Raw genomic sequence first — 21,728 nt, forward strand, 5'->3', positions numbered from 1 at the left:
ACGCCCGGCCCAGCGTGACCGCTGGCTCAGTAGCCCAGGTCTTTCTTCTGTTCGTAGATCGCCTGGTTGTCGTCGGCGGCGGTGAACAGCTTGGATTCCGTCTGGATCCATTTCGGCGGCGTGGTGCCGTCGGCCAGGAAGGCTTCGAGCGCGTCGAGCGCGGGGCCTGCCATGTTGGGCGTCAGTTCGATCGTGGCGTTCATGTCGCCGTTGGCGATGGCCAGGTGCGCATCGGGCACCGCGTCGATGGCCACGATCTTGATGTCGTCACCCGGGTTCAGACCGGCATCCTTGATCGCCTGGATCGCGCCGACGGCCATGTCGTCGTTATGGGCGTAAAGCGCGCAGATGTTTTCTCCTCCCTCTGCCTTGAGGAAGCTTTCCATTACGACCTTGCCCTTGGACCGGGTAAAGTCACCGGTCTGCGAGCGCACAATCTGCAGATTGTCATGCCCGGCGATGGCCTGTTCGAAGCCGGTCTTGCGGTCGATGGCCGGGGACGATCCGGTGGTGCCCTGCAGCTCGACGATGCGGCAGTCCGCGCCGTCCATCTCGTCAACCAGCCACTGCCCTGCCACGCTGCCCTCATGCACCAGGTCAGAGGTCACGGCGGTCAGGTACAGGTCGTCCGGCGCATCGACGGTGCGGTCCAGCAGCACAACGGGAATATCCGCGTCCTGCGCCTCTTCCAGCACTTCGTCCCAGCCGGTGGCGACCACGGGGGCCAGCAGGATCGCGTCCACGCCCTGGGCAACAAAGCTGCGGATCGCCTTGATCTGGTTTTCCTGCTTCTGCTGGGCGTCCGCGAATTTCAGGGTGATGCCGCGGTCCTTGGCTTCCTGTTTGGTCACGGTCGTTTCCGCGGCGCGCCAGCCCGATTCCGAGCCGATCTGAGAAAAGCCAATGGTCAGATCGGCGGCGAATGCGGTGACCGGCGCAAAGGCGATCGCCCCGGCCAGAAGCGTCTGTCTGAGTTTCATGATGTCCTCCCGTTCTGTGCGGCTTACAACCGCTACGAAATTATTAAGTATTATTTTATCACTTTTGTAAACCGGCTTTCGCGGGACAGGGATTCGGGTCCGCTGCAAGCGGATTTCCGGCCTTTCTGGCGGGCATTTGGCCCAGGTCGCCCTCTCAGGCAGAGGGCGTGTCGAGGAGCGCCAGGAAAGAGGTCAATGCGGGTTGATCGGGCCCGTCTTTCCAGATCACGCAGACGTCGATTCGCGGCTGGGGGCCCCTCAGTTCGAGGTAGTGCGCGCCACTGCGGCTCATCCCGGTCATCGACCGGGGGACCAGGGAAATGCCCAGGCCGGCGGCAACAAGACCGATGATGGTCTGCATCTGGATGGCTTCCTGGTGAATCCGCAGGGCCCGTCCATACGCCGCGTAGAGATCCGCCACCGCGTCGTAGTAGGCGGGTGCGACATGGCGGGGAAAGAAAACCAGGGGCGCCTCTGCGATCCGTTCGAAATCGACGGACCCGGCGGCAATCGCGTCCGGCGGCGCCCAGCGGTCGGGAACCACGGCGACCAGCGGTTCGCTGGGCAGCGCGCGGTGGGACAACGAGGGGCGAAAGGCCTCATCGGGGCGGATGATGATTCCCGCGTCGATCTCGCCCCTGGCCAGCGCCTCGAACTGCATGTCGCTGGTCGCCTCGCGCAGGTCGACCCGAACGTCGGGAAAGGCATCGCGAAAACGGCGGACCAGTTTCGGCAGCAGGCTGTAGCTTGCGATGCTGACAAAGGCGAGCCGCAGCTCTCCCATCTCTCCCCGCGCGGCACGCCGGGCAATGGCGGGCAACCGCTCGGCCTCTGTCAGGACCTGGCGGGCGTGATCCAGCCAGATCGCCCCGGCGGTCGTCAGCGAGACGCTTTTGCGCGTGCGGTGGAACAGCTGCACGCCCAGGGACTCTTCCAGTGCGCGTATCGACATGCTGAGCGGCGGTTGCGTCATGTTGAGCCGTTGCGCGGCCCGGCCAAAATGCAGCTCTTCCGCGACCGCGATGAACTGCCTGATCTGACGAAGGTCCATCCACCATGCTCTCAGTGATACACACTGAGTATGAATAGCGCACTTTCTATATATTTTACAGCGGATTTGGATTTGCCTAGCCTGATCCGGCCGGCGTTGCCGGGGTGGGCGCGGTGGGTACAGTCGACAGGCGGGGAGATATGTCATGCAGGGCGGAGGTGGGCAGACCGGGGGCAATGCCACGGCAGGGATCGTCCTGATGAGTGTGGGCGTCGCCAGTCTCAGCGCCAATGACGCGCTCGCCAAGTTTCTGGTCGCCGACTATTCGCCCCTGCAGATCCTGTTCCTGCGCAACGTGATCGCCTTGCCCTTTGCCATTCTGCTGACCCTGAAGATGGGGGGCACCGCCGCGCTGCGCTCTGGCCGGCCTGCCGCACATCTTGTGCGCGGGGCGCTCTGGATCGCGGCGACGGTGCTGTTCTTTACCAGTTTCCTCTACCTCGACCTGGCAGAGGCCACGGCGCTGATCTTTGTCGCGCCCCTGTTCATCACCGCAATCTCGGCCGCCGTTCTGAAAGAGCAGGTAGGCCGTCGGCGTTGGAGTGCTGTCTGCGTGGGGTTCATCGGCGTGCTGATCGTCATCCGGCCCGGGGCTTCGGCGTTTCAGCCTGCCTCGCTTTTGCCGGTGCTGACGGCTTTCCTTTATGCGCTGCTGATGCTCAGCGCGCGTTGGGTCGATGCCCGGGAAAGCGTCTGGACGATGCTTCTGTACCTGACCGGGGCCAGCGCCTTTTTGAGCGCCTTTATCGTGCCCTTTGTCTGGGTGCCGGTCCGGCTGGGCGACCTCTGGTTCTTTGCGGCGGTTGCCCTGTTCGGGACGGCAGGCATGACAATGATGACGCAGGCCTTTCGCCTGGCCCCGGCCGCGATTGTCGCGCCGCTGGATTATTCGGCCATTGTCTGGGCCACGGCGTTCGGCTGGCTGATCTGGGGTGAGGTGCCCGATCGCGCCGCGTTTTATGGCGCGGCTGTCATCATCGCCAGTGGCCTGTATGTCATTTGGCGTGAGCGCAGGGCCGATCCTCTGCAGGGATAGCGGTGGGCCTCAGTCCTCTGGCCCGATCCCGAAATAGAGCAGGTATTTGTCGATGGACTGGGCAATCACGGTTTCCGGGTCTTCGGGCTCGGGCATCCCGTAGATGTGGGTACGGATACCGATGTAGACGATCCCGCCGTGCAGGTTCCAGATGTCCTCCATCGTCGGGCGGGTCTCGCCCTTGGCCAAAGCCTCGGTTTCGGCCAGCACGGGGCGAAGAATCACGTCGCCCAGGTGCATCAGGTAGCGCCGGTTCAGCACCGCGCCCGCCAGCCCGGAGGACATGAAGATCCGCATCCAGTCCCGCTCGAAGATCAGGCCGCTGTACTCGGTGTAGAAGGCAAGCAGGCGGGACCGCAGAGGGGTCGTGCGGTCTGTCAGGCGGTCGGGCCAATCCGGTGACAGGCGGTCCAGGTAGACCTTTTCATAGACCGCTTCCAGCAACTCGTCCTTGGTCGCGAAGTAGTTGAAAAGAAGCGATTGTGTGACGCCCAGCCGTTTCGCGAGCTGTCGCGTGTTTCCTTCCAGACCGACCTCCGCGAAAAAGCGCACCGCCTCGTCCACGATCTGCGCGCGGCGCTCTTTCGGGGGCAGGCGCCGGCGCGCCGTTCTGCTTTCGGAGTCTGCGTTTTCGCTGTCCAACCGACCGTCCATCGTTATGCCTCTGTCCCCCTTTAGCAGTTTTTACTTGAACTGTTCATCTTTTTATAGATCATGTGATCAACAAAAGTGAGCAAGTGCTCAATTGCGCCAGGGAGAGGCGCAAGGACAAGACGGGAGGAAATCGCCATGAAGGCATCGGCGGGCGGATATGCCCGGGCCAGGGACGTGCGGCATGCGCTTGACCTTCTGGCCGCGTCGGACGGCATGGGCCGGATTCTGGCAGGTGGTCAAAGCCTGGTGGCGGCGATGAACATGCGGCTGTCCGAGGGCGACATGCTGGTCGATATTTCGCGCATCGCCGGATTGAGCGGCGTGACCGATGAAGGCGATGTCCTGCGCATCGGCGCCCTGACGCGCCACGCGGAGGTCGGGGCCGATCCGCTGATCCGGGCGCATATCCCTCTGTTGGCGGCGGCGGTCGACTACATCGCCCATGCGGCGATCCGGAACCGGGGGACCATCGGCGGGGCGCTGGCCCATGCCGATCCCGCGGCTGAATTTCCCGCCTGTGTCCTGGCGCTGGGCGCCACGCTGCATGCCGAAGGCCCGGACGGAACGCGCGAGATCGCAGCAGAAGACTTCTTTCAGGACGTGTTCACGACGGCTCTGGCCGAGGACGAGATCCTGACCGGCATCACGATTCCGAAGGTGGAGCAGGGCGAGGCGCAGGTCCTCGAAGAGGTCGCGCGCCGGTCCGGGGACTATGCCCTGACGGGGATGTGCCTGGTCAAACGCGGTGCGGGCCACCGGCTGACGGTGTTTTCGGTCGGGCCGACGCCCCTGTTGGCACAGGGTGCGATGACGGCGCTGGACGCGGGCGACATTGACGGAGCCGTGGCAGCCCTGGCCGAGGCGCTGGATCCGCCTTCGGACACGCAGGCCAGCGCGGCCTATCGCAAACATCTTGCCGAGGTTCTGCTGCGCAGGGCCGTGGCCCGGATCGGGGAACAACAGGTATGACGGCAGCCTTTTCGGACAAGGTGGACATCGAACTGACCGTGAACGGAGAGCCTGTCGAGGGCCGCGTTCCGGCGGGACAGCACCTGGTGGATTTCCTGCGGCAGACGCTTGGCCTCACCGGGGCACATGCCTCGTGTGAACACGGTGTCTGCGGTGCCTGCACCCTGCGTGTCGACGGCCAGGCCGTGCGCGGCTGCCTGATGCTGGCCGCCCAGGCCGACGGGGCAGAGGTCTGGACGGTCGAGGGGCTGACCGAACAGGGCAGCAGCCGCGACCTGCAACAGGCCTTCGTGGCGCGCAACGCCCTGCAATGCGGGTTCTGCACCCCGGGCATGATCGTTGCCGCCGAGGATCTTCTGGCGCGGGGTGGCGTCCCGTCGCGTGCGGAGATCCGCGAGCATCTGTCGGGCAATTACTGCCGCTGCACCGGCTACGAGGCCATCGTGGACGCGGTTGAAGACGTGGCGCAGGCGCGCGCCGGAAAGGGGACGGCATGAGTATCGCATTCGGAAACCCCGACAGACCGAACTCCTATATCGGCAAGACGGTCCCGCGTCCGAATGCGGAAAAGCTGGTGCAGGGGCGCGGACGCTATGTCGACGACATCACCTTGCCGCGCATGGTGCATGTGGCCTTTGTCCGCTCGCAACTTGCCCATGCCCGGATCACCGGGATCGACACCGAGGCGGCAAAGGCCGTCAAGGGTGTGTTGCGGGTCTTTACCGGCCCGGACCTGGCCGAGGTCTGCACACCCTGGGTGGGGGTCCTCGCGCATCTCAAGGGCCTGAAGTCGCCGCCGCAGCACGCGCTGGCCGTGGATCGCGCCTGTTGGGTGGGGGAACCCGTGGTGGCGGTTGTCGCCACCACACGCGCCGCCGCCGAAGAGGCCGCCACTCTGGTCGAGGTCGACTATGATCCGCTGCCCGTCGTCACCGACACGATGACCGCGCTGGACCCGGACACGCCGCTGATCCACCCGGACCTGGGCGACAACCTGGCCTTTCAGCGCCTTCACGAGGAAGGCGATGTGGACGCCGCCCTGGCCGATGCGCACAGGGTTGTCTCAGCCCGGTTCCGCACCGCGCGCCACACCGGCGTCACGCTGGAACCGCGGTCGATCCTGGTCGACTGGAACCCGGCCGAAGGGCAGATGACCGCATGGCACGCCACGCAGGCGCCGCACATGATGCAGACCGTGCTGGCCACGCATCTCGACATACCCGAAAGCCGCGTGCGTGTGATCTGTGGTGACGTGGGCGGCTCTTACGGGATCAAGGTGCACGTCTACCCCGACGAGGTGGCGACAGCGGCGATTGCCCGGGTCATGGCGCGCCCGGTCAAGTTCATTGCGGACCGTCTGGAAAGCTTTACCTCGGACATCCACGCCCGCGACCACGAGATCGAGGCAAGGATCGCCGTGGCCGAGGATGGCAAGATCCTGGCCATCGACGTGGACGACTGGACCGGGATCGGCCCTTATTCGGTCTATCCGCGCACCTCGGCAATCGAGGGCAACCAAGTCGTGAACCTCTGCGGCGGGCCCTACGATTTCGCCAATTACCGTGCGCAGACCACCGTCGTCTTCCAGAACAAGGCACCAACCTGCCAGTACCGCGCCGTGGGCCATCCCATCGCCGTGGCGATCACCGAGGGGCTGGTGGACATGGCCGCCGCCGCCATCGGCATGGACCCGGTCGAGATCCGGCGCCGCAACATGTATGCCGATGATGCCTACCCGGTCACATCGCCCGCCAAGATGCGGTTCGAGGGGCTGTCGCACCATGCCTCCATGAACAAGCTCATGGAGATGATCGACTACGACGCCCTGCGCGCCGACCAGGCCGAGGCGCGCAAGCAGGGCAAGCATCGCGGCATCGGGATCGCGTCGTTCATCGAACTCACCAACCCGTCGCCCTTCATGTACGGCATCGGCGGCGCGCGGATCTCGGCCCAGGACGGCTGTACCGTGCGGATGGATCCGGACGGATCGGTCGTGGCGCTCTCTGGCGTGACGGAACAGGGCCAGGGCACCGAGGCGATGCTGAGCCAGGTCGTGGCCGAAGGCGTGGGCGTGACCCCGGACAAGGTGCGTGTCATCACCGGCGACACGCAAGTGACGCCCTATGGCGGTGGCACCTGGGCCTCGCGTGGGGCGGGCATCGGCGGCGAGGCGGCGCTACAGGCGGCGCGCGCGCTGCGCGAGTCGATCCTGGCCGTTGCGGCCTCCATGCTGCAGGCCGACGCGGGCAAGCTGGACATTCGCGCCGGCCAGGTGGTCGACGCCGACAGCGGCGAAGAGCGCATGCCGCTCGAAGAGCTGGGCCGCATTGTCTATTTCCGGGGCGACACCCTGCCCAAGGACCTGCCGCGCGAACTGGTGCAGACCCGGCATTTCATCACGATGGACTATCCCTTTGCCTTCACCAACGGCGTGCAGGCCAGCTATCTTGAGGTGGACACGGACACCGGCGTCGTCACCCTGCTGAAACACTGGTGCGTCGAGGATTGCGGACGGGTCATCAACCCGCAGCTTGTGGATGAACAGATCCGAGGCGGCATCGTCCAGGGACTTGGCGGCGCGCTGTACGAGGAGATCCACTATGACGAGGATGGCCAGCTGCTGAACGGGTCGATGGCGGATTACCTGGTGCCGATGGCGGGCGAGATGCCGGACATGCAGATCGGCCATGTCGAGACGCCCACCGGCGAAAGCGAACTGGGCGCAAAGGGGGCCGGAGAGGCCGGCACCGCCGGGGCCCCCGCCGCCGTCATGAATGCCATCAACGACGCCCTGCGCCCAATGGGGGCGCAGGTGACCGAAATGCCCTTTACGCCGGAACGCATCCTGCGTGCCCTGGGCAAGATCGACGACTGAACCATGAGGCGCGGGAGGCGCCTTGACCAAGGGAGGAAACACATGAAGATCACCGCAATGGCAGCAGCCACCGCGATCCTGATGGGCGGCACGGCCTATGCCCAGCAGACGATCACCGTCAACATCGGCTCATCGCACCCGGAGGCCAATATCTGGGTCTACGCGATGAAGAACACCTTTCAGCCGGAGGTGAACCGCATCCTGGCCGAGGGTGGCAACGACTATACCGTGAACTGGGTCGAGAGCTACGCCGGCACGCTCTACAAGTTCACCGACACGCGCGAGGCCGTGATGGACGGGATCGTCGACGTGGGCATGGTGGGCACGGTCTGGGAAGGGGCGAACATGCCCTTGCAGAACGTGACCTATTTCACCCCCTTCGCGACCGAAGATCACCGCATGATCATCGAGATCTTCGACGACCTGTCCGAGAACCTGCCGGAACTCAAGAACAGCTGGGCCCAGAACGGCATGGTGCACCTGTCGTCGCTGATCACCGACAGCTACGACATCTACGCGACATTCCCGGTCTCTTCGATGGCCGACCTGCAGAACCGCAAGTTGAACGCGCCGGGCACATCGGCCAACTGGCTGCGCGAAACCGGCGCGACCCCGGTCGATGGCGCGCTCACCACCTATTACACGAACATCCAGACCGGTGTGACCGAGGGCACCCTGTCCTTTGCCTCCGGCATCCTGCCGACCCGCGTCTACGAGGTGGCCCCGGAACTGACCCGTGTCGGCATCGGCTCGATGTATTTCGGCGGGATCGCGGCCAACAAGGACTTCTTCGACGGGCTGCCGGCCCCGGTTCAAGAGGCCTTCCGCGAGGCGGCACAGGCGACCTCGATCGCGCATGGCGACTATGTTGCCGACCTGGCGGCGCGCGCCCTGGACGAGATGCAGGAAGCGGGGCTGACCATCCACCAGTTGCCCGATGCCGAAAAGGCCAAGTGGGTCGAGGGCCTGCCCAATATCATCGAGCCCTGGCTGGAACAGACGGGCGATGCGGGCAAGACCGTGCTCAAGGCCTATTTCGCGGCTCTGCGCGAACGGGGGGCGACACCGCTGCGGGACTGGGACGAAGGTCTCTGATCGGAACGTGACGTAAAGACACCCGCCCGGCAATCTGATGCCGGGCGGGTGTACTATTAAAGGCAGGAACGGGGCATGAGCGAAGACAACACGGCCGAGTTCGACGACGGGTTTGTCCCGTCCTTTTCCGAGGCGCCTTTCGGCGCGGCGCTGGGCGGTGTCGCGGCGGCCATGTCCGCCGTCGGCACGGCGGCCATCGGCGCGCTGATGCTGCTGATCGTGGCCGATGTCATCGGACGCAACTTCATGAACATGCCCATCACCGGCGTGTCCGAGATCGCGGGGCGGTCCGTCGTGGCCATCGTGTTCCTGCAGGTGCCCGCCGCAATTCTGCAAAGGCGCCTGACACGGGCCGATTTCCTGGTGCGGCGGATCGAACGCGCCTCGCCTGCGGCGGTGGCGCTTCTCGAGGCCGTTTTCTGCATTGCCGGCGCCGTGGTCTTTGCGCTGGTGCTCTGGGCCTCCTGGCCGAAATTCATCCAGAGCTGGCACAGCGCCGAGTTCTTCGGTGTCCAGGGCGTCTGGACCATCCCGACATGGCCCTTCCGCGGGATCACCGTGCTGGGCGCCTTCACCGCCGTTCTTGCCGCGCTTTATCGCGCGGTTGCGGAACTGCGCAGCCTGGGGCGCGCGAAATGACCACGCTTGCTTTCGGTTTCGTCCTGATCGGTGTCCTTGTCCTGCTGGTTCTGCTGGGGATGCAGATCGCCTATGCGCTGTTCGGCGTCGCCTTTGTGGGGATCTGGCTGATCCGCGACAACATCGGCCTGGCCTTCCGGATGCTGGAACTCACGGCCTATTCCGGCATTGCCGACTACCTCTTTGCCACCATCCCGCTGTTTGTCTTGATGGGGCTGCTGGTCAGCGTGTCCAACGTCGGACGCGATACGTTCGAAGTGGCCGAGGAACTGTTGCGGCGCATGGTCTGCGGGTTGGGCGTCGCCACCGTTGCCGCCAACACGATCTTTGCCGCTGTGACCGGCGTGTCCATCGCCTCGGCCGCGGTCTTTACCCGCGTCGCCGTGCCCGAGATGACGCGCCACGGTTATCGTCCGGCCTTCTCGGCGGGCACGGTCGCGGGGTCCTCCGTCCTCGGCATGCTGATCCCGCCCAGCCTCTTGCTGATCATCTACGGCGTGCTGGCCGAGGTTTCCATCGGCGGCATGTTCATCGCGGGCATCATTCCGGGACTGATGCTGGCGGGCGGCTTTGTGGCCATGCTGATCAGCATCACCACGCTGTTCCCGCGCTTTGTTCTGGAAGACCCCGACAGCGTCCGCGCGCGGCGGCTGGACAGTGATTTCAAGCGGATGCCGCTGGACCGGATGGTGCTCAAGCTGATCCCCATCGTCCTTTTGGTGATCCTCGTTCTGGGGGGACTTTATACCGGGTATTTCACCCCGACCGAAGCCGGGGGTGTCGGGGCTTTCGGGGCTCTGGTGGTGGCTCTGTCGCGGCGCAGCCTCGACCGGCACAAGCTGTGGCAGGTGATGAAGCAGACCGGGGTCATCTCCGTCTCGATCCTGCTGCTTCTCATTGCGGCCTCCTTCTATTCGCGGATGCTGGCCATCGCGGGCCTGCCCAACGCGATTGCCGGGCTTGTCACCGACTCCGGGTTCGGGCCGATGGGGTTCCTGTTCTTCTATGCCCTGATCATCCTGCTGATGGGCATGATCCTCGACAGCACCTCGATCCTGCTGATCATGGTTCCCATCGCCGCGCCCATCGCGCAGGGGCTGGGCATCGACCTTATGCATTTCGGGATCGTCACGGTGATCGCGGTCGAGATCGGCCTGCTGACACCACCTTTCGGCATATCGGTCTTTACCGTTCACAACACGTTGAACAATCCGGCGGTCTCGGTCGAGCAGATCTTTGGCGCAACGCTGCCCTTCATCGCGGTGATGCTGTTGGTTCTGGTGATCGTGGCAGTCTTCCCTGCGACCGTGACCCTGTTCCTGTAGGGGGCTGCGGGCCAGGTTTGCCGACCTCATCTGCTCAGCGCCCCAGGATGTCGGCGGCCTCGTCCGCCGCGTGCTGGGAGCGGGCCGTGCTGCGTTGCCTTGCCGGCAGGCCGCATTGGGCCAGCATGTGCTGGACGTCCTTGGGGAGGCGCGCGTTTTCGGCAGGTTGCCAAGCGCATGCCCGGCCTTTGCGATGTCGACGGCGTAATACAGCTCACTCGCTCTGGCGATCCGCATCACCGCCACGCAAAGAGAGCAGGCTTGCAACTGGTGCAAAGTGCGGTGCCGCGCAGAGCGACAGCGCCCGGATTGCGGGCTGCATCGCGGATCGCCTTTGTCTCGCCGTGGCTTGTCGGGTCGTGGTTCATCACGGACCTGTTGACGCCCGCGCCGACGATCTTGCCATCCTTGACCGCCCCGTTTCGAAAGGTTCGGTTCGGGGGGGCAGGGCCTCGGCGGCGATGTCCGGCGCGCGGGATCATACATCGGTGTTTCCTTCTGGGGCGGCGAAACAGGCGACACGGCGGTCGCGCTCGTCGGGGCTGCATGTAGCAAGCTCGCGCATGCAGAGGCGCGCGGACAGCGCGGATGAAAGCTGCACCTTGAGGGCGGCGTTATGGATGGGGGTATCTTGCTCCCCTTCGGCGCCCCTTGGTCGGGTATCCTGTCGAGCAATACCCATGCGTAGGGATGCCGCGGGTTTGCAAAGAGGTCTGTGGCCGGCTGGATCTCGACAATCCGGCCCAGGTATACGGCCGCCGTGCAGCGCTCTCGGTCAAATGCAGCTTGCGCAACATCGACCCTGCTGTGCGGGTGGGAGAGATCGTGGGCTGGGCCGGCATCCAGGGGGCGGGCCGCGTTGCCCTGGCCTTGGCGCTTTTTGGCCAAACCCAGTTTGAGCACGGCGCGGTGACCCTGAACGGCGCGAGTGTGGCGTTCCAGACCCCGTGCAGCAGCATCCTTGGCGGCATCGGGTTGCTTCGCAAGAGCGAGGGGCTGATGACGTCGGTGCGCGACAACAGCATGCTGACCTCGCGCGCCTTTACGCCGCTCCGGCCCGGTGACCGCAAAACGCCTATGCGGACTGGGCACGCATGGACGGTCTGCCGGACCAGTTGGAGATCGGCGCGGCCTCTTGCGATCAGGACATTCGCGCGCTGTCAGGCGGCAGTCGACCAAAGGCCATCGTGGCCCGCTGGCTTTCGATGCGCCCGGAACTGCTGATATTCATCGAGCCGAAGCGTAGCCTCGACGTCAATTCCAAGGCCGCGATCTACCACCTGATGCGCGATCTGGCCCGCGAGGAGGCCGGTATCCTGATGATCTCGTCCGACTCGCCAGAGGTGATCGGTGCGGCGGGCCGTGGACTGGTCATGCAGGAAAGCCGGATCGCCGCATTCCCGCTACGGAGCCACCGAACAGGACATCATGCGCGCAGCCACCGGAGAGATCGATGTGGCCGCATGAACATCGCCGAGGATACTCCCCGCCGGTGCAGTGGCTCACCAAGGTCGGGCCGGGCTTCGACGCGGTCGGCGGCAAGGAAGAGGCTGCGCGTTTCGCGGGCATCAAGACGGGCCGCGTGGTCATCCTAAGCGTTAGGTTTGCATGGCGATTGCCGTGTTTCGCGGCTGCGCTCGGGGGCGCCCTGTGTCGGGTCCGACGGGGTCCGTGAACTCAAATGCATCGCCGTCGTTGTGATCGGTGGCACGGTGCTGGCCAGTGGGCCTGGCGGCACAGAGGTCCGGGTCGAGGCGGGCGACGTGGTTGTCATGCCGGTGGGTGTGTCGCATGCAATGATCGACAATTCCGAAGACGGGATGGCGATCGGTGGCTACCCCGAGGGGCGCTACCGGGACAAGATCCAGGAGGAGTCCGTCAGCGAGGCCGATTTCCGGGCTGCCGCGAAATTCATCATGTTCTTGCCTAACCCCGGCAGTCGACCCTGTGACAAGCGGGCCGACTCAATGGCTGGAAACACCGTCATCCGTTGATGCGGGCGGGAGTGTTTTCCCTGACCGGCTGGATGCGACGAGCTGAAAACACGCCACCGCGCGGGCGTCTCGCGCGGTGGCATTGGTGTCAGGCGGCGACGGAAACGGCAGAGACCCCGGCCCGGCTGGTCCCCCAAGCTCCCCTGTTGTAGCGTCGGCAGAGCCCTGTCGCCCCGTCGATGCTGACAAGGGTCAGCCAACCGTTGTCAAAGAGCGCGCGCACGTCCGGTTGCCGGCGCAGGACCTGCTGGATCATCTCTTCGGGGGCCTCGACGGCCACGATGAGCCGGCTTGGCAGATGGCGCAGCGTCGTCCCGTCATGCACCGATTGCCAGGGCAGTCCCACGCGCAATGCGCCACCGTTGCCCTCCAGCACGCCGATCCCGCCGACCACGTTGTGCAACAGCTTGTTGCCCGCGCCAAAGGTCTCGGGCGCAACCGCCGAGCCGTTATATTGCAGGGCGATCCAGCTTGCGACGACCACGGGCGCGCTCAGGATCAGTTCCAGCGTCGCAGCCCCGGGATCCTGCTGCCAGTCGTAGTCATGCAAAAAGGTACTGCCATCCAGGTCCCGACCGGCGGTCCGTGCGCGCGGGGCGGCCACGAAAGCCCTGCATCCGGCCAGGCCCCATTCGGGCCGCAGTTCCGACCAGTCGTGGCCCCGCGTGGCAAGTGTTTCGGCCTTGCCTCTTGGCAGCGTCGCGGCGCGCTCTGCCCGTGCAAGGACAGCGGCCCGTGCCAGGGCCGACCTGAGCCGATCCAGATTCGCCCCGGGTTGGCTGTCCTCGAACAGGCGGACCTCGTCGGACACCGTGTCATGCAGTCCGGCGACAAAGCGGGTGTCGTCTGGAACGTCGATGCCACGACCCTGCAGGCCCGCGCGGACAGCCTTATCGTTGAGCAGCAGGGCCACCAGCCGGGCGTTCACGTCACCCGCATGACCGCCACAGGCGCCACACTGCAACGCGCTGGCATGGGGCGCATTGGTGACCGTGGCGCCATGCCCGCAGATCAGGACCAGCGGCGCAAAGCCCGAGGTCAGCGACATGGCCATGAGAGTCTTTTCGGCCATGTCGATGCGTTCTTGCAGCGGCAGGTCAAGATAGGGCGCAGGATCATCCTGGGGCAGGGCCCCGCGGCCAAGACTGTCGCGCAGCAGTTTGCCGACGTAAAGTGGGCCAGCCGCTTCGACAAAGGCAAAGGCCGACACGGCAGCGCGCTTGAACCGGCCCCAGGCCCGGACCGCCCGCAAGCGGACGCGGATGCCGGTGTCGTCGCCGTTGGTCGCGGTCGTGAGACCGGGTGACAGCAAGATCGGAGACCGGGCCTCGACAATGTCAGAGGCATGTCCGTGATGCTTGACCGCCAGGCCGAAGAAGCCGGCAAAGCCGATGGTCCGCAGCCCCTGGTCCGCAGACTCCAGCGCCCGGCGCAGGCGTTCGGACCGCACGTCGATACAGAAAGCCGCCTGGATCGCCGGGCGGGCATCGGGCCGCGCCTCGGTTTGCCCCAACAGCGTGTCGCCGAGACGCCGCTCTGCCGCCCGGTCGACGGCTTCTTGCAGGGCGGCCTCCAGTGCGATGTCATCGTCGATGGCAAGGGGGCGGGCATAGTCCTTTAACGCCCGGTCCAAGGCTGCCGACCGCGTCGAAGGCCCTTGGTCAAGCAAGGCAACCTCCCAGGCAAGGCGGATTGTCAGAAGGTCGAACAGCGTATCTTCCCGCCCTCCGTCACGTTCCGCCGTCCAGCCAAGGTGACGCGCGTACTGGGCCCATCCCCCGAGCGTCACCAGCAGCCTGTGGAAATAGACCGGGGCGGCCTCCTGCGTGAGGCTCAGGGCCTGGCAGGCGTCCGCAAAGGCCGCGCGCGCATCGCTGGGCATCGCCGCGATGCGGGCGGCAAAGCCGGGCAGTCCTGCCAGTTCGGGGGTCAGGTCCCGGCTGGCGAAAACGCGCCACGAGGCCCAGGCACCGCCACCGGGCGCCGGCCAGAAGGCCTGGCCACGGTCAAAATGCGCAGCCGCCCACAGGCCGATCCGATCCTCGACGAAGGCGGGCCAGTCGATGCCGCTGTCGTCCTGCGCCAGATCCGCCAGTGCAGGAAGTACGGCGGTCTTGGCCGCCGTTTGCCGTGCCGCCCGATGCAAGGTGTCGGGGGCCAACCCGTGCGCCGCCTCTGCGGCATGCAGGTCCTCGGACGTGACATGACCTGCGTCGATCATCGCGGCCACGGTCTCTCTGGGGAGGAACATCCGGCCGCCACCGACCCGGGCCAACCTTGCGGCGGCTGTCCTGCGGTCTTCGTTGGCCTGTCCCAGCCAGGGGTTGACGGCAACGGTGGCATCCAGAGGGAAGGCCGGGGGGATTTGCCGGATCGCGTTTTCTGCGGCGGAAAACAGTTCAAGTGTCTGGCCGGGCCAGGTGACATAGGCGTTCATTGGTTTGCTCCGGGCTTGGGAGTCCAGCGACCGGACAGCCGGTCGGACACCGTGTTGAGGTACAGGCCGTTCATCAGGTGGACGCGCAGTCCCGCCGTGGCCGGGTGGCTGGCCCAGAGCGGAAAGGTCGTCTGCGCAACGGCGGCCAGGGCAAAGCTCGCAAGGGCCAGGACGATGGTCGCCCAGACCAGCCCGTCAGGCGCGGGCGGGGCGGGCAGCGAGCCCGATGAAAGCCAGGTCGCGCCCTGTTGCAGGGTAAAGTAGGATGTGGTCGCGATCACCGACATGGCGGCGGTGCGCCAGGCCAGGGCGCGGGGGGCAAGATCGGCCAGCCCCTGGGCCATCAGGTAGACCACGCCAAAGATCAGGATCGCGCCAAGCGCCACCGTCTGCGGCGGTTTCGACATGATCCCAAAGCCCAGCCCGACCACGAGGTAAAGAGCAAGGGCAAGGCCGAATGCCCGGGCCACGGCGCCAAGGCCGGGCACGGCGACCGGGCCGGGCCGGCGGATCGATGCGACCTCGCGCACCGCGCCGCCCGAAGCCAGGAAGGCATGGGCCTTGTAAAGCGAGTGCGCCACGATATGCAGCAATGCCAACGGGAAAAGCGCAAGCCCGCATTGCAACACCATGAACCCCATCTGCGCACAGGTGGACCAGGCCAGCGCGGTCTTGACGGCGGGCTGGGTCAGGGCGACGGCGGCCCCGATCAGCGCGCTGAAGCCACCGACAAGGGCCAGGAAAGCCAGCACCCCGGGTGCGGCCAGCAGCACGTCTGCAAAGCGGATCAAGAGGAAACCGCCCGCATTCACGACGCCCGCGTGCAACAGGGCCGACACCGGCGTCGGGGCCTCCATGACCTCTGTCAGCCAGCCGTGCGTCGGCAGCAGCGCGGATTTCAGGATCGCCGCAGCGGCCAGGAACAGCGCGGCCAACCAAAGCATGCCCGTGCCCTCACCGGCCTGGGCGGCGGCGTTGATCGTCGCGATATCCGACGTGCCAAAGCTGACCAAGATCAGGGCCGTTGCCGCGATCAGTGCGGCGCTGGACACCAGCCCGCTGACCGCCTTCTTGCGGGCGGCGCGCCGGGCGCGCGGACGATCCGGGTAGAACAGAAGCAGCCGGTGCAGCGTGATCCCGACCGCAACCCAGCCGACAACCAGTTGCACGATGTTGCCCGCGCCGACCAGCAGCAGGACACAGGCGATTGTCGCAGACATCCATCCCATGAAGGCAGGCTGCCGCGCCTCTCCGTCCAGCGCCACGCGCGAGAAACGCAGGACGATCCAGCCGACAAAGGCCACCGTCAGCGTCATCGCCACGCTGACGATGTCGATCCGGGCCGACAGGCCGACCCCGGCGGCACCGAGAAGAGGGCTGGTGCCGGGGCCCGACAGCGCCAGCTCAATGGCCGCCAGACAAGCCAGCGCAAGACTCACCAGTGCGGCAAGCTCGGGCAGGCGCAGGCGCCAGTCTGCGCGGGCGGGAGGGAACAGGGCCATCGCAAGCGCGGCGGCGGCCAGCGCGAGGGGCGATAACAGAAGCAGGTAGCTCATCGTGGATCTCCGAAGCTGTGTCGGAGGTCGATCTAGACGGCCCTTGTGGTAATAAAAATTATATTGTTTGGATCAATACGTTCTATTAACTAGAACGCATGCACCTGAACTATCGCCACTTGCAATATTTCCAGGCGGTCGCGCGAGAAGGAAACCTGACCCACGCGGCGGCCCGGCTGAACTTGTCGCAATCCGCCTTGTCCACGCAGATCCGCCAGCTTGAGGACCGGTTCGGGCATGCCTTGTTCGAACGCACCAGCCGGGCAATGGTCCTGACAGAGGCGGGGCGGATCGCGCTGGACCATGCGGATCGCATTTTCGACGTCGGGGAGGACCTGGTCGCGACCCTCACCGGGACAGGCAAGGTCAAAGCGGCATTGCGCGTCGGGGCACTGTCGACCCTGTCGCGCAATTTCCAGTTGCAGTTCCTGCGCCCGGTCCTCTCGGACGCGGGGGCGGAACTGGTTCTGTCGTCCGGCAACAGCCAGAGATTGCTGCGTGCGCTGGAGGATCTGGCGCTTGATGTCGTGTTGCTGACAGATCCGCCGCCGAGGGACCTGTTTCCGGGGCTTGTGGCGCATCGTATCGACGAACAGCCTGTGGCGATCCACGGCACGGCCCGCCGGCTTGGCCACGAGACACTCGCGGGGCTCTTGTCCGAGGAACCGGTGATCCTGCCGACCGAAAGTTCGATCCGGACGGGATTTGACAGCCTTGTCGCCCGTCTTGGCGTCACTCCCAGGATCGCGGCAATTGTCGATGACATGGCTATGGTCCGGCTGCTGGCCCGCGACGATGTGGGCCTGGCCATAACGCCTGCCGTTGTCTTGGCCGACGAACTGGCACATGGCCTTTTGTCCAGTGCCCCGTTTCAACTCGACATCGTCGAGAGCTTTTACGCCGTCACTGCGCCGCGTACTTTTCCGCATCCGCTTGTCAGGCGGCTGATCGCGCCGGACGATGGTGCCGGGGATGGATCACCGGGTTGAAGCCCCGCGTTTCAGGGCGGGGCCGAACTCGTGGGCCCGCTCCCGGCGTTGGGGGACTGTTGTGGAGCCATGAAGTGTCAGCCATGCAGGGTCATCAGGGATATGCCCCCGACCAGAACAAGGCTCAGGGCCCAGACCTTGTCGAGGTTGAACCAGCTTCGTGACAGTGCCTTTAGACCCAGCCAGCGATAAACGGCAAAGGCAAAGGCGCCGCCGGCAAGTGACATGGCAACCGTGTGGGACAGGGCGACCAGCAGGGCCACGCCGGTATTGCCGGTCATCAGGTTCGCCGCCGCGGCGTGGCCGGTGTCCGTTTCGACGCTGCGGCAGATCCCCAGGTAGATCGGCACCAGCATCAGTCCCGCGCCATGCGCCATCGCCGCCAGGAAGGACCATAGCGCCAGCCGCGACGGCGGGACCCGCGCCAGGAACCGTGGGTGGCGGGAACTGATGAGCAGGTAGACCCCCAGGGCGATCACAAGGCAGGCGGCGCCGATCTGGATTTCGCGCTGCCACTGAGCCAGGAACATCAGTGCGCCGAAAGGCAGCAGGATCGCCACGATGGCCAGCAGGTGCCCCAGCGCCAGGGCGCCCAATGCCCGCCACAGGCTGCGACGGTTGCGATCCATCAGCGCGGCGGAGACGGCCAGTGGCCACCCCATCCCCGGATTGACCCCGTGATAGAGCCCAGACGCGACAACGGCCCCCCAGAGGGCCGTTGTGGTGGTTAGTCCGTCCATTCTCAGGCGGAGGGATAGCAGAAGCTGTCGGTCGAGCAGTCCCCGCCTTCCAGACGGATCTGGTGACTGCGATAGCCATCGGGGAAGTCGACGTAGAAATCCTCGGCCAGGGTCAGGCCGCCGTTTTCGCCCACATGCGCCATGACCATCTGTCCGCCCTTCGCATCCGGGTAGAACTGGTCGTCCCAAGTGGAATAGAGCGAGTTGGTCCAGTAGACGCGCTTGCCGTCGCGGCTGATCTCGACCATCTGCGGCCCATAGGCAAAGGGCTTGCCGCTGGGGTGTGGAGTCTCGCGAGCTATGCCGCCAAGCTCGACCTTGCCGGCCAGTTTCGGGTTCATCGGGTCCGAGACATCGTATTGATGCATCTCGCCCAGCCCCCAGCAGGCGACGTAGAGATACTTGTCGTCCAGGCTCAGGTCGATATCGGTCACCAGAGGCGGCACCGCCTCGAAGCCTTGCAGCAGAGGGGGCAGGTTTTCGGCCTTTTCCGGGCGCGGGTCGATGGTGATGGTCTTTTTCGCCTCGAAGGTGCCATCCTCCTTTTGCCACCAGGTAAAGATGGACCCTTGCAGGTTGGTCGTGTCCACCACGACGCCGCAGAACCCGTAGTCCTTTGCTGGGTCATGCGCCGGTCGGATTTCCAGCGCCATCTGGTGGTTTTCGCCCAGGTCGATGGTCTGCACGTTCTTGCGTTCGCGCAGCTTCCAGAAGTGGATCGCATGGCCGTATTTGTTGCTCAGCAGATCCTCGGCAACGATACCGTTCTCGAACTGGGGGGGAAGGCCCCATTCGCTGCTGACCATGTAGTCACGCGGCAGGTTCCACCAGAAGTCGTAGTGCTTTTCCTGCTTGCCCCGGTCCATCTCGTAGCGGCCCAGGATCTCGAAGGTCTCGCAATCCATGATGAAGATGCCCGGAGGCCCGTCGGTGCCATCTTCGCCGCCGCCACCCAGGGTGCTGACGTAGATGCCTTCGGGGCCGCAGTGGATCGTGTGGGGCCGCGAATAGCCTGTCTTGGCAAAGACTTCTTCGGGTTCGATGATCTTGTGGATCTTGGCCTTCAGCGGCTCTTTCACGTCGATGATGTAGATGCGCGAAGACCGGATGCCCGGGATGATCAGATAACGTCGTTCAAGGAAGGCATGGCCCGAGAGCGGCGACAGCGACGAGGAACAGGCGTTCCAGCCGAAATGGTGAAACTCGTCACCCTTGTTCGGCATGATCAGCTTGTGGACGATCTCGCCGTAGCTTTTTGATTTCGGGTCCACGTCCACCACCGCCAGACCGTCGGGCTGGCTGCCGTCGGGCGACAGCATCAGCGTAAAGGCAAGTGTCTCGGACGGCGCCTCCATCGCCAGCCTGGGGGTTGCGTGGAATGTCGGGTCGGGTCTCAGGTTCATGGTCTCTCCTCCCATTGAATCTCTGGTCGTTATGCGCGTCCTCTAAATGCAGGCTGTCACTCTGCCATAAATTGCAGAGTCGCCGAAGACATTTACCGCCCGACGCCGTGCGGCTCCGGCGGTATCTTGCCTTCTGCGGGGCGCGCGCCTTGCTGTCGCAAGCGCGCGCTCCTTGGCTTCATGCGGCGGCCAGCGCCTTTTTCGGGTCGAAGAAGGGGCGTTCGACAACTGTCGCAACCGTCGGGCCGGAGGGCAGGATGACCTCGATCTGCGTGCCCACATGGGCATGTTCGATGTCGATCATCGCCAATGCGATGTTCCGCTCCAGTCGGGGAGAGTAGACCGCCGAGGTGACCTTGCCGATTTCCGCGCCGGCCTTGTTGATTGGCCAGAAGGTGGTGTTCGGCCCCCGCATCGGGTCGGCTTCGATGATCAGCCCGACCTGCATCCGCTTGACGCCCTCGTCACGGATGCGTTTCAGCGCGGCCTTTCCGATGAAATCCGCCTCTATCTCGAGGTCGACCAATCGGTCGAGACCCAGTTCATAGGGATTGGTGTTGATATCCGCATCGGCGTGATAGGACAGCATGCCGCCTTCGATCCGCCGGATCGACGAGGTGTGGCCGGGTTTCAGGCCGAATTCCAGCCCCGCTGCCATGATGCGCTCCCACAGGGCGTCTCCCTTGCTGCCGTCGCGCAGGTATAGCTCGTAGCCAAGCTCGCTGGACCAGCCGGTGCGCGAGACGATCAGCGGGATGCCGTCCAGGTCCATTTCGCGCAGCCAGTAGTATTTCAGGTCCATGATGCTGTCGCCGAAGAGGGCGCGAATGACCTCGCCCGACTGCGGTCCCTGCAATTGCAGTGGCGACACATCGGGTTCACCGATCTGCACGTCCAGGCCGGAATGCACCGCCACACCCTGCGCCCAAAGCAGGATGTCGCTGTCGGCCAGCGAAATCCAGAAGTGGTTTTCCGCCAGGCGCAGCAGGATCGGGTCGTTCAGGATTCCGCCCTGAGCATTGGTGATCAGCACGTATTTGCACTGGCCCACGGCCATCTTCGACAGGTTGCGCGGTGTCAGCAACTGGACGAATTTCGCGGCGTCGGGCCCGGTGATCTCCACTTGCCGTTCCACGGCCACGTCACAGAGGATCGCGTCGTTGACGAGGTTCCAGAAGTTCTGTTCCGGATCGCCGAAGTCGCGCGGGATATACATGTGGTTGTAGACGGAGAAACCCTTGGCCCCCCAACGCACCGTGGCGTCGAAGTAGGGGGATTTGCGGATCTGCGTGCCAAAGCCGAACTCGTCTGCGTGCATTGCGTGCGCCCTTGTCTGTTTCCGGGCAGGCGGCCCGGAACACGGTTGATAATGGCGCCTATCTAGAAGCGAAAACCGCCTGCCAGCAGACCAAAAGACGGGCCTTGGTCGGTCTATTCGGGCTTAATTTCCGGCCCGGGTCAGGCCGTTCGGTCGCGCGGCTGCGGACAGGCCAGGCGGGCGATGTTCGGGCGGTCGGCCTTGACCACGCGGGTCGCGATGTAGGTCATGTAGCGGTCGACCCCAAGTTCGGCGTCCTGCATGACCTGTATCAGCCTCTGAAAGGCGGCAAGCGTCGAGCAGACCGTCTTTAACACGTAGTCCATGCCGCCGCCGGTGGCGATACATTCGGTGATGTCATCTTGGCGCGCGACCCAGGCCTCGAACCGTTCGAAATCAGTCTTGCGGTGATGGGTGAGAGAGACGGTCACGATCACCTGCGTGAAGTCGCACAGCCGGTCGAGCGCGATGTCAGCGTGGTATCCGCGAATGTATCCCGCAGCCTTGAGCCGGTCGAGCCGCGCCCAGCAGGGCGTGGGAGAGATGTTCACGATCTCGGACAGTCGTGTCTTGCTCAGCTGCCCGTGCTGCTGAACCGCGCACAGGATGCGGATATCCGTGGCATCAAGGCTCAGCTTTTTCACCGATGGGGCACTCTCGCTCTATC

General features: G+C 64.9%; 20 protein-coding genes and 1 pseudogene. 10 read left to right on the forward strand and 11 right to left on the reverse strand.

Translation table 11 applies throughout. The annotated features are described in order from the left end of the window. Nucleotides 1-26: 26 nt before the first annotated feature. Nucleotides 27-980 carry a galactofuranose ABC transporter, galactofuranose-binding protein YtfQ gene (gene ytfQ / locus KZZ07_RS12170; RefSeq protein WP_219514459.1) on the reverse strand — a complete coding sequence of 318 codons (954 nt, stop codon included), beginning with the start codon at nt 978-980 and terminating at the stop codon, nt 27-29. Nucleotides 981-1,134: 154 nt separating this feature from the next. Further along, nucleotides 1,135-2,031: a LysR family transcriptional regulator gene (locus KZZ07_RS12175; RefSeq protein WP_219514460.1), complete on the reverse strand. Its 897-nt coding sequence runs from the start codon at nt 2,029-2,031 to the stop codon at nt 1,135-1,137. A 145-nt stretch (nt 2,032-2,176) separates the two neighbouring features. Between KZZ07_RS12175 and KZZ07_RS12180 the strand changes: the two genes are divergently transcribed. Then, entirely contained in the window at nt 2,177-3,067 is an 891-nt protein-coding gene (locus KZZ07_RS12180; protein ID WP_219514461.1) for a DMT family transporter, read from the forward strand. A 9-nt stretch (nt 3,068-3,076) separates the two neighbouring features. On the opposite strand, the gene KZZ07_RS12185 is transcribed toward KZZ07_RS12180, so the two are convergent. Next, the gene (locus KZZ07_RS12185) at nt 3,077-3,721 is read right to left on the reverse strand and encodes a TetR/AcrR family transcriptional regulator (RefSeq protein ID WP_219514462.1); all 645 of its coding nucleotides are present in this window, start codon (nt 3,719-3,721) and stop codon (nt 3,077-3,079) included. Nucleotides 3,722-3,856: 135 nt separating this feature from the next. Here KZZ07_RS12185 and KZZ07_RS12190 point away from each other — a divergent pair, with 135 nt between their 5' ends. From KZZ07_RS12190 to KZZ07_RS12215, 6 genes are all read left to right on the forward strand, one after another. Further along, nucleotides 3,857-4,690 carry an FAD binding domain-containing protein gene (locus tag KZZ07_RS12190; RefSeq protein WP_219514463.1) on the forward strand — a complete coding sequence of 278 codons (834 nt, stop codon included), beginning with the start codon at nt 3,857-3,859 and terminating at the stop codon, nt 4,688-4,690. After that, nucleotides 4,687-5,187: a (2Fe-2S)-binding protein gene (locus KZZ07_RS12195; protein WP_219514464.1), complete on the forward strand. Its 501-nt coding sequence runs from the start codon at nt 4,687-4,689 to the stop codon at nt 5,185-5,187. The genes KZZ07_RS12190 and KZZ07_RS12195 overlap by 4 nt, the downstream gene beginning before the upstream one ends. Beyond that, entirely contained in the window at nt 5,184-7,565 is a 2,382-nt protein-coding gene (locus KZZ07_RS12200; RefSeq protein WP_219514466.1) for a xanthine dehydrogenase family protein molybdopterin-binding subunit, read from the forward strand. The genes KZZ07_RS12195 and KZZ07_RS12200 overlap by 4 nt, the downstream gene beginning before the upstream one ends. A 42-nt stretch (nt 7,566-7,607) precedes the next feature. Continuing rightward, nucleotides 7,608-8,660: a C4-dicarboxylate TRAP transporter substrate-binding protein gene (locus KZZ07_RS12205; RefSeq protein WP_219514468.1), complete on the forward strand. Its 1,053-nt coding sequence runs from the start codon at nt 7,608-7,610 to the stop codon at nt 8,658-8,660. Nucleotides 8,661-8,735: 75 nt separating this feature from the next. Beyond that, nucleotides 8,736-9,299 carry a TRAP transporter small permease subunit gene (locus KZZ07_RS12210; protein ID WP_219514470.1) on the forward strand — a complete coding sequence of 188 codons (564 nt, stop codon included), beginning with the start codon at nt 8,736-8,738 and terminating at the stop codon, nt 9,297-9,299. Beyond that, on the forward strand, nt 9,296-10,624 hold the full coding sequence (locus KZZ07_RS12215) for a TRAP transporter large permease (protein WP_219514472.1): 1,329 nt from the start codon (nt 9,296-9,298) through the stop codon (nt 10,622-10,624). The genes KZZ07_RS12210 and KZZ07_RS12215 overlap by 4 nt, the downstream gene beginning before the upstream one ends. A 236-nt stretch (nt 10,625-10,860) precedes the next feature. Here KZZ07_RS12215 and KZZ07_RS28080 read toward each other — a convergent pair whose 3' ends face one another. Both KZZ07_RS28080 and KZZ07_RS28085 read right to left on the reverse strand, forming a co-directional pair. Beyond that, nucleotides 10,861-11,172, reverse strand: coding sequence for a tRNA-specific adenosine deaminase (locus tag KZZ07_RS28080; protein ID WP_367276021.1), 312 nt, complete (start codon nt 11,170-11,172; stop codon nt 10,861-10,863). Nucleotides 11,173-11,203: 31 nt separating this feature from the next. Next, a pseudogene (locus tag KZZ07_RS28085) lies at nt 11,204-11,716 on the reverse strand (ABC transporter ATP-binding protein); the annotation flags it as partial. A gap of 2 nt (nt 11,717-11,718) precedes the next feature. On the opposite strand from KZZ07_RS28085, the gene KZZ07_RS12230 reads away from it, so the two are divergent. Further along, nucleotides 11,719-12,219, forward strand: a complete 501-nt coding sequence (locus KZZ07_RS12230; RefSeq protein WP_219514522.1) for a hypothetical protein — start codon at nt 11,719-11,721, stop codon at nt 12,217-12,219. A gap of 9 nt (nt 12,220-12,228) precedes the next feature. Next, entirely contained in the window at nt 12,229-12,618 is a 390-nt protein-coding gene (locus KZZ07_RS27675) for a cupin domain-containing protein (RefSeq protein ID WP_255564306.1), read from the forward strand. 88 nt (nt 12,619-12,706) lie between these two features. Here KZZ07_RS27675 and KZZ07_RS12240 read toward each other — a convergent pair whose 3' ends face one another. Continuing rightward, complete coding sequence (locus KZZ07_RS12240; protein WP_219514474.1) at nt 12,707-15,055, reverse strand: YbcC family protein; 2,349 nt, start codon at nt 15,053-15,055, stop codon at nt 12,707-12,709. Then, the gene (locus KZZ07_RS12245; RefSeq protein WP_219514475.1) at nt 15,052-16,611 is read right to left on the reverse strand and encodes a proton-conducting transporter transmembrane domain-containing protein; all 1,560 of its coding nucleotides are present in this window, start codon (nt 16,609-16,611) and stop codon (nt 15,052-15,054) included. The genes KZZ07_RS12240 and KZZ07_RS12245 overlap by 4 nt, the downstream gene beginning before the upstream one ends. Before the next feature lie 98 nt (nt 16,612-16,709). Between KZZ07_RS12245 and KZZ07_RS12250 the strand changes: the two genes are divergently transcribed. After that, a complete protein-coding gene (locus KZZ07_RS12250) occupies nt 16,710-17,600 on the forward strand; it encodes a LysR family transcriptional regulator (protein ID WP_219514476.1) in 891 nt (296 codons plus the stop codon). Nucleotides 17,601-17,677: 77 nt separating this feature from the next. Here KZZ07_RS12250 and KZZ07_RS12255 read toward each other — a convergent pair whose 3' ends face one another. The 4 genes from KZZ07_RS12255 to KZZ07_RS12270 form a co-directional block, all read right to left on the reverse strand. After that, on the reverse strand, nt 17,678-18,340 hold the full coding sequence (locus KZZ07_RS12255; protein ID WP_219514477.1) for a hypothetical protein: 663 nt from the start codon (nt 18,338-18,340) through the stop codon (nt 17,678-17,680). Nucleotides 18,341-18,342: 2 nt separating this feature from the next. Further along, complete coding sequence (locus KZZ07_RS12260) at nt 18,343-19,743, reverse strand: selenium-binding protein SBP56-related protein (RefSeq protein ID WP_219514478.1); 1,401 nt, start codon at nt 19,741-19,743, stop codon at nt 18,343-18,345. A 178-nt stretch (nt 19,744-19,921) separates the two neighbouring features. Next, nucleotides 19,922-21,061 (reverse strand): glycine cleavage T C-terminal barrel domain-containing protein, encoded by a 1,140-nt coding sequence (locus KZZ07_RS12265; RefSeq protein WP_219514480.1) that lies wholly within the window; start codon nt 21,059-21,061, stop codon nt 19,922-19,924. Between the two features lie 140 nt (nt 21,062-21,201). Further along, a complete protein-coding gene (locus tag KZZ07_RS12270) occupies nt 21,202-21,705 on the reverse strand; it encodes an Lrp/AsnC family transcriptional regulator (RefSeq protein ID WP_219514482.1) in 504 nt (167 codons plus the stop codon). Nucleotides 21,706-21,728 lie beyond the last annotated feature (23 nt).

The sequence above is a fragment of the Mameliella sp. CS4 genome (genome assembly GCF_019392335.1).
GTDB lineage: Bacteria > Pseudomonadota > Alphaproteobacteria > Rhodobacterales > Rhodobacteraceae > Antarctobacter.

What these genes read in the sequence shown, in the direction of transcription:
- KZZ07_RS12240 (WP_219514474.1), bottom strand. Translation starts at nt 15,055, where the DNA reads ATGAACGCCTATGTCACCTGGCCCGGCCAGACACTTGAACTGTTTTCC.
- KZZ07_RS12185 (WP_219514462.1), bottom strand. Translation starts at nt 3,721, where the DNA reads ATGGACGGTCGGTTGGACAGCGAAAACGCAGACTCCGAAAGCAGAACG.
- KZZ07_RS12260 (WP_219514478.1), bottom strand. Translation starts at nt 19,743, where the DNA reads ATGAACCTGAGACCCGACCCGACATTCCACGCAACCCCCAGGCTGGCG.
- KZZ07_RS12245 (WP_219514475.1), bottom strand. Translation starts at nt 16,611, where the DNA reads ATGAGCTACCTGCTTCTGTTATCGCCCCTCGCGCTGGCCGCCGCCGCG.
- KZZ07_RS12210 (WP_219514470.1), top strand. Translation starts at nt 8,736, where the DNA reads ATGAGCGAAGACAACACGGCCGAGTTCGACGACGGGTTTGTCCCGTCC.
- ytfQ (WP_219514459.1), bottom strand. Translation starts at nt 980, where the DNA reads ATGAAACTCAGACAGACGCTTCTGGCCGGGGCGATCGCCTTTGCGCCG.
- KZZ07_RS12205 (WP_219514468.1), top strand. Translation starts at nt 7,608, where the DNA reads ATGAAGATCACCGCAATGGCAGCAGCCACCGCGATCCTGATGGGCGGC.
- KZZ07_RS12175 (WP_219514460.1), bottom strand. Translation starts at nt 2,031, where the DNA reads ATGGACCTTCGTCAGATCAGGCAGTTCATCGCGGTCGCGGAAGAGCTG.
- KZZ07_RS12190 (WP_219514463.1), top strand. Translation starts at nt 3,857, where the DNA reads ATGAAGGCATCGGCGGGCGGATATGCCCGGGCCAGGGACGTGCGGCAT.
- KZZ07_RS28080 (WP_367276021.1), bottom strand. Translation starts at nt 11,172, where the DNA reads ATGCAGCCCCGACGAGCGCGACCGCCGTGTCGCCTGTTTCGCCGCCCC.
- KZZ07_RS12180 (WP_219514461.1), top strand. Translation starts at nt 2,177, where the DNA reads ATGCAGGGCGGAGGTGGGCAGACCGGGGGCAATGCCACGGCAGGGATC.
- KZZ07_RS12230 (WP_219514522.1), top strand. Translation starts at nt 11,719, where the DNA reads ATGGACGGTCTGCCGGACCAGTTGGAGATCGGCGCGGCCTCTTGCGAT.
- KZZ07_RS12200 (WP_219514466.1), top strand. Translation starts at nt 5,184, where the DNA reads ATGAGTATCGCATTCGGAAACCCCGACAGACCGAACTCCTATATCGGC.
- KZZ07_RS12195 (WP_219514464.1), top strand. Translation starts at nt 4,687, where the DNA reads ATGACGGCAGCCTTTTCGGACAAGGTGGACATCGAACTGACCGTGAAC.
- KZZ07_RS12250 (WP_219514476.1), top strand. Translation starts at nt 16,710, where the DNA reads ATGCACCTGAACTATCGCCACTTGCAATATTTCCAGGCGGTCGCGCGA.
- KZZ07_RS12255 (WP_219514477.1), bottom strand. Translation starts at nt 18,340, where the DNA reads ATGGACGGACTAACCACCACAACGGCCCTCTGGGGGGCCGTTGTCGCG.
- KZZ07_RS12265 (WP_219514480.1), bottom strand. Translation starts at nt 21,061, where the DNA reads ATGCACGCAGACGAGTTCGGCTTTGGCACGCAGATCCGCAAATCCCCC.
- KZZ07_RS12215 (WP_219514472.1), top strand. Translation starts at nt 9,296, where the DNA reads ATGACCACGCTTGCTTTCGGTTTCGTCCTGATCGGTGTCCTTGTCCTG.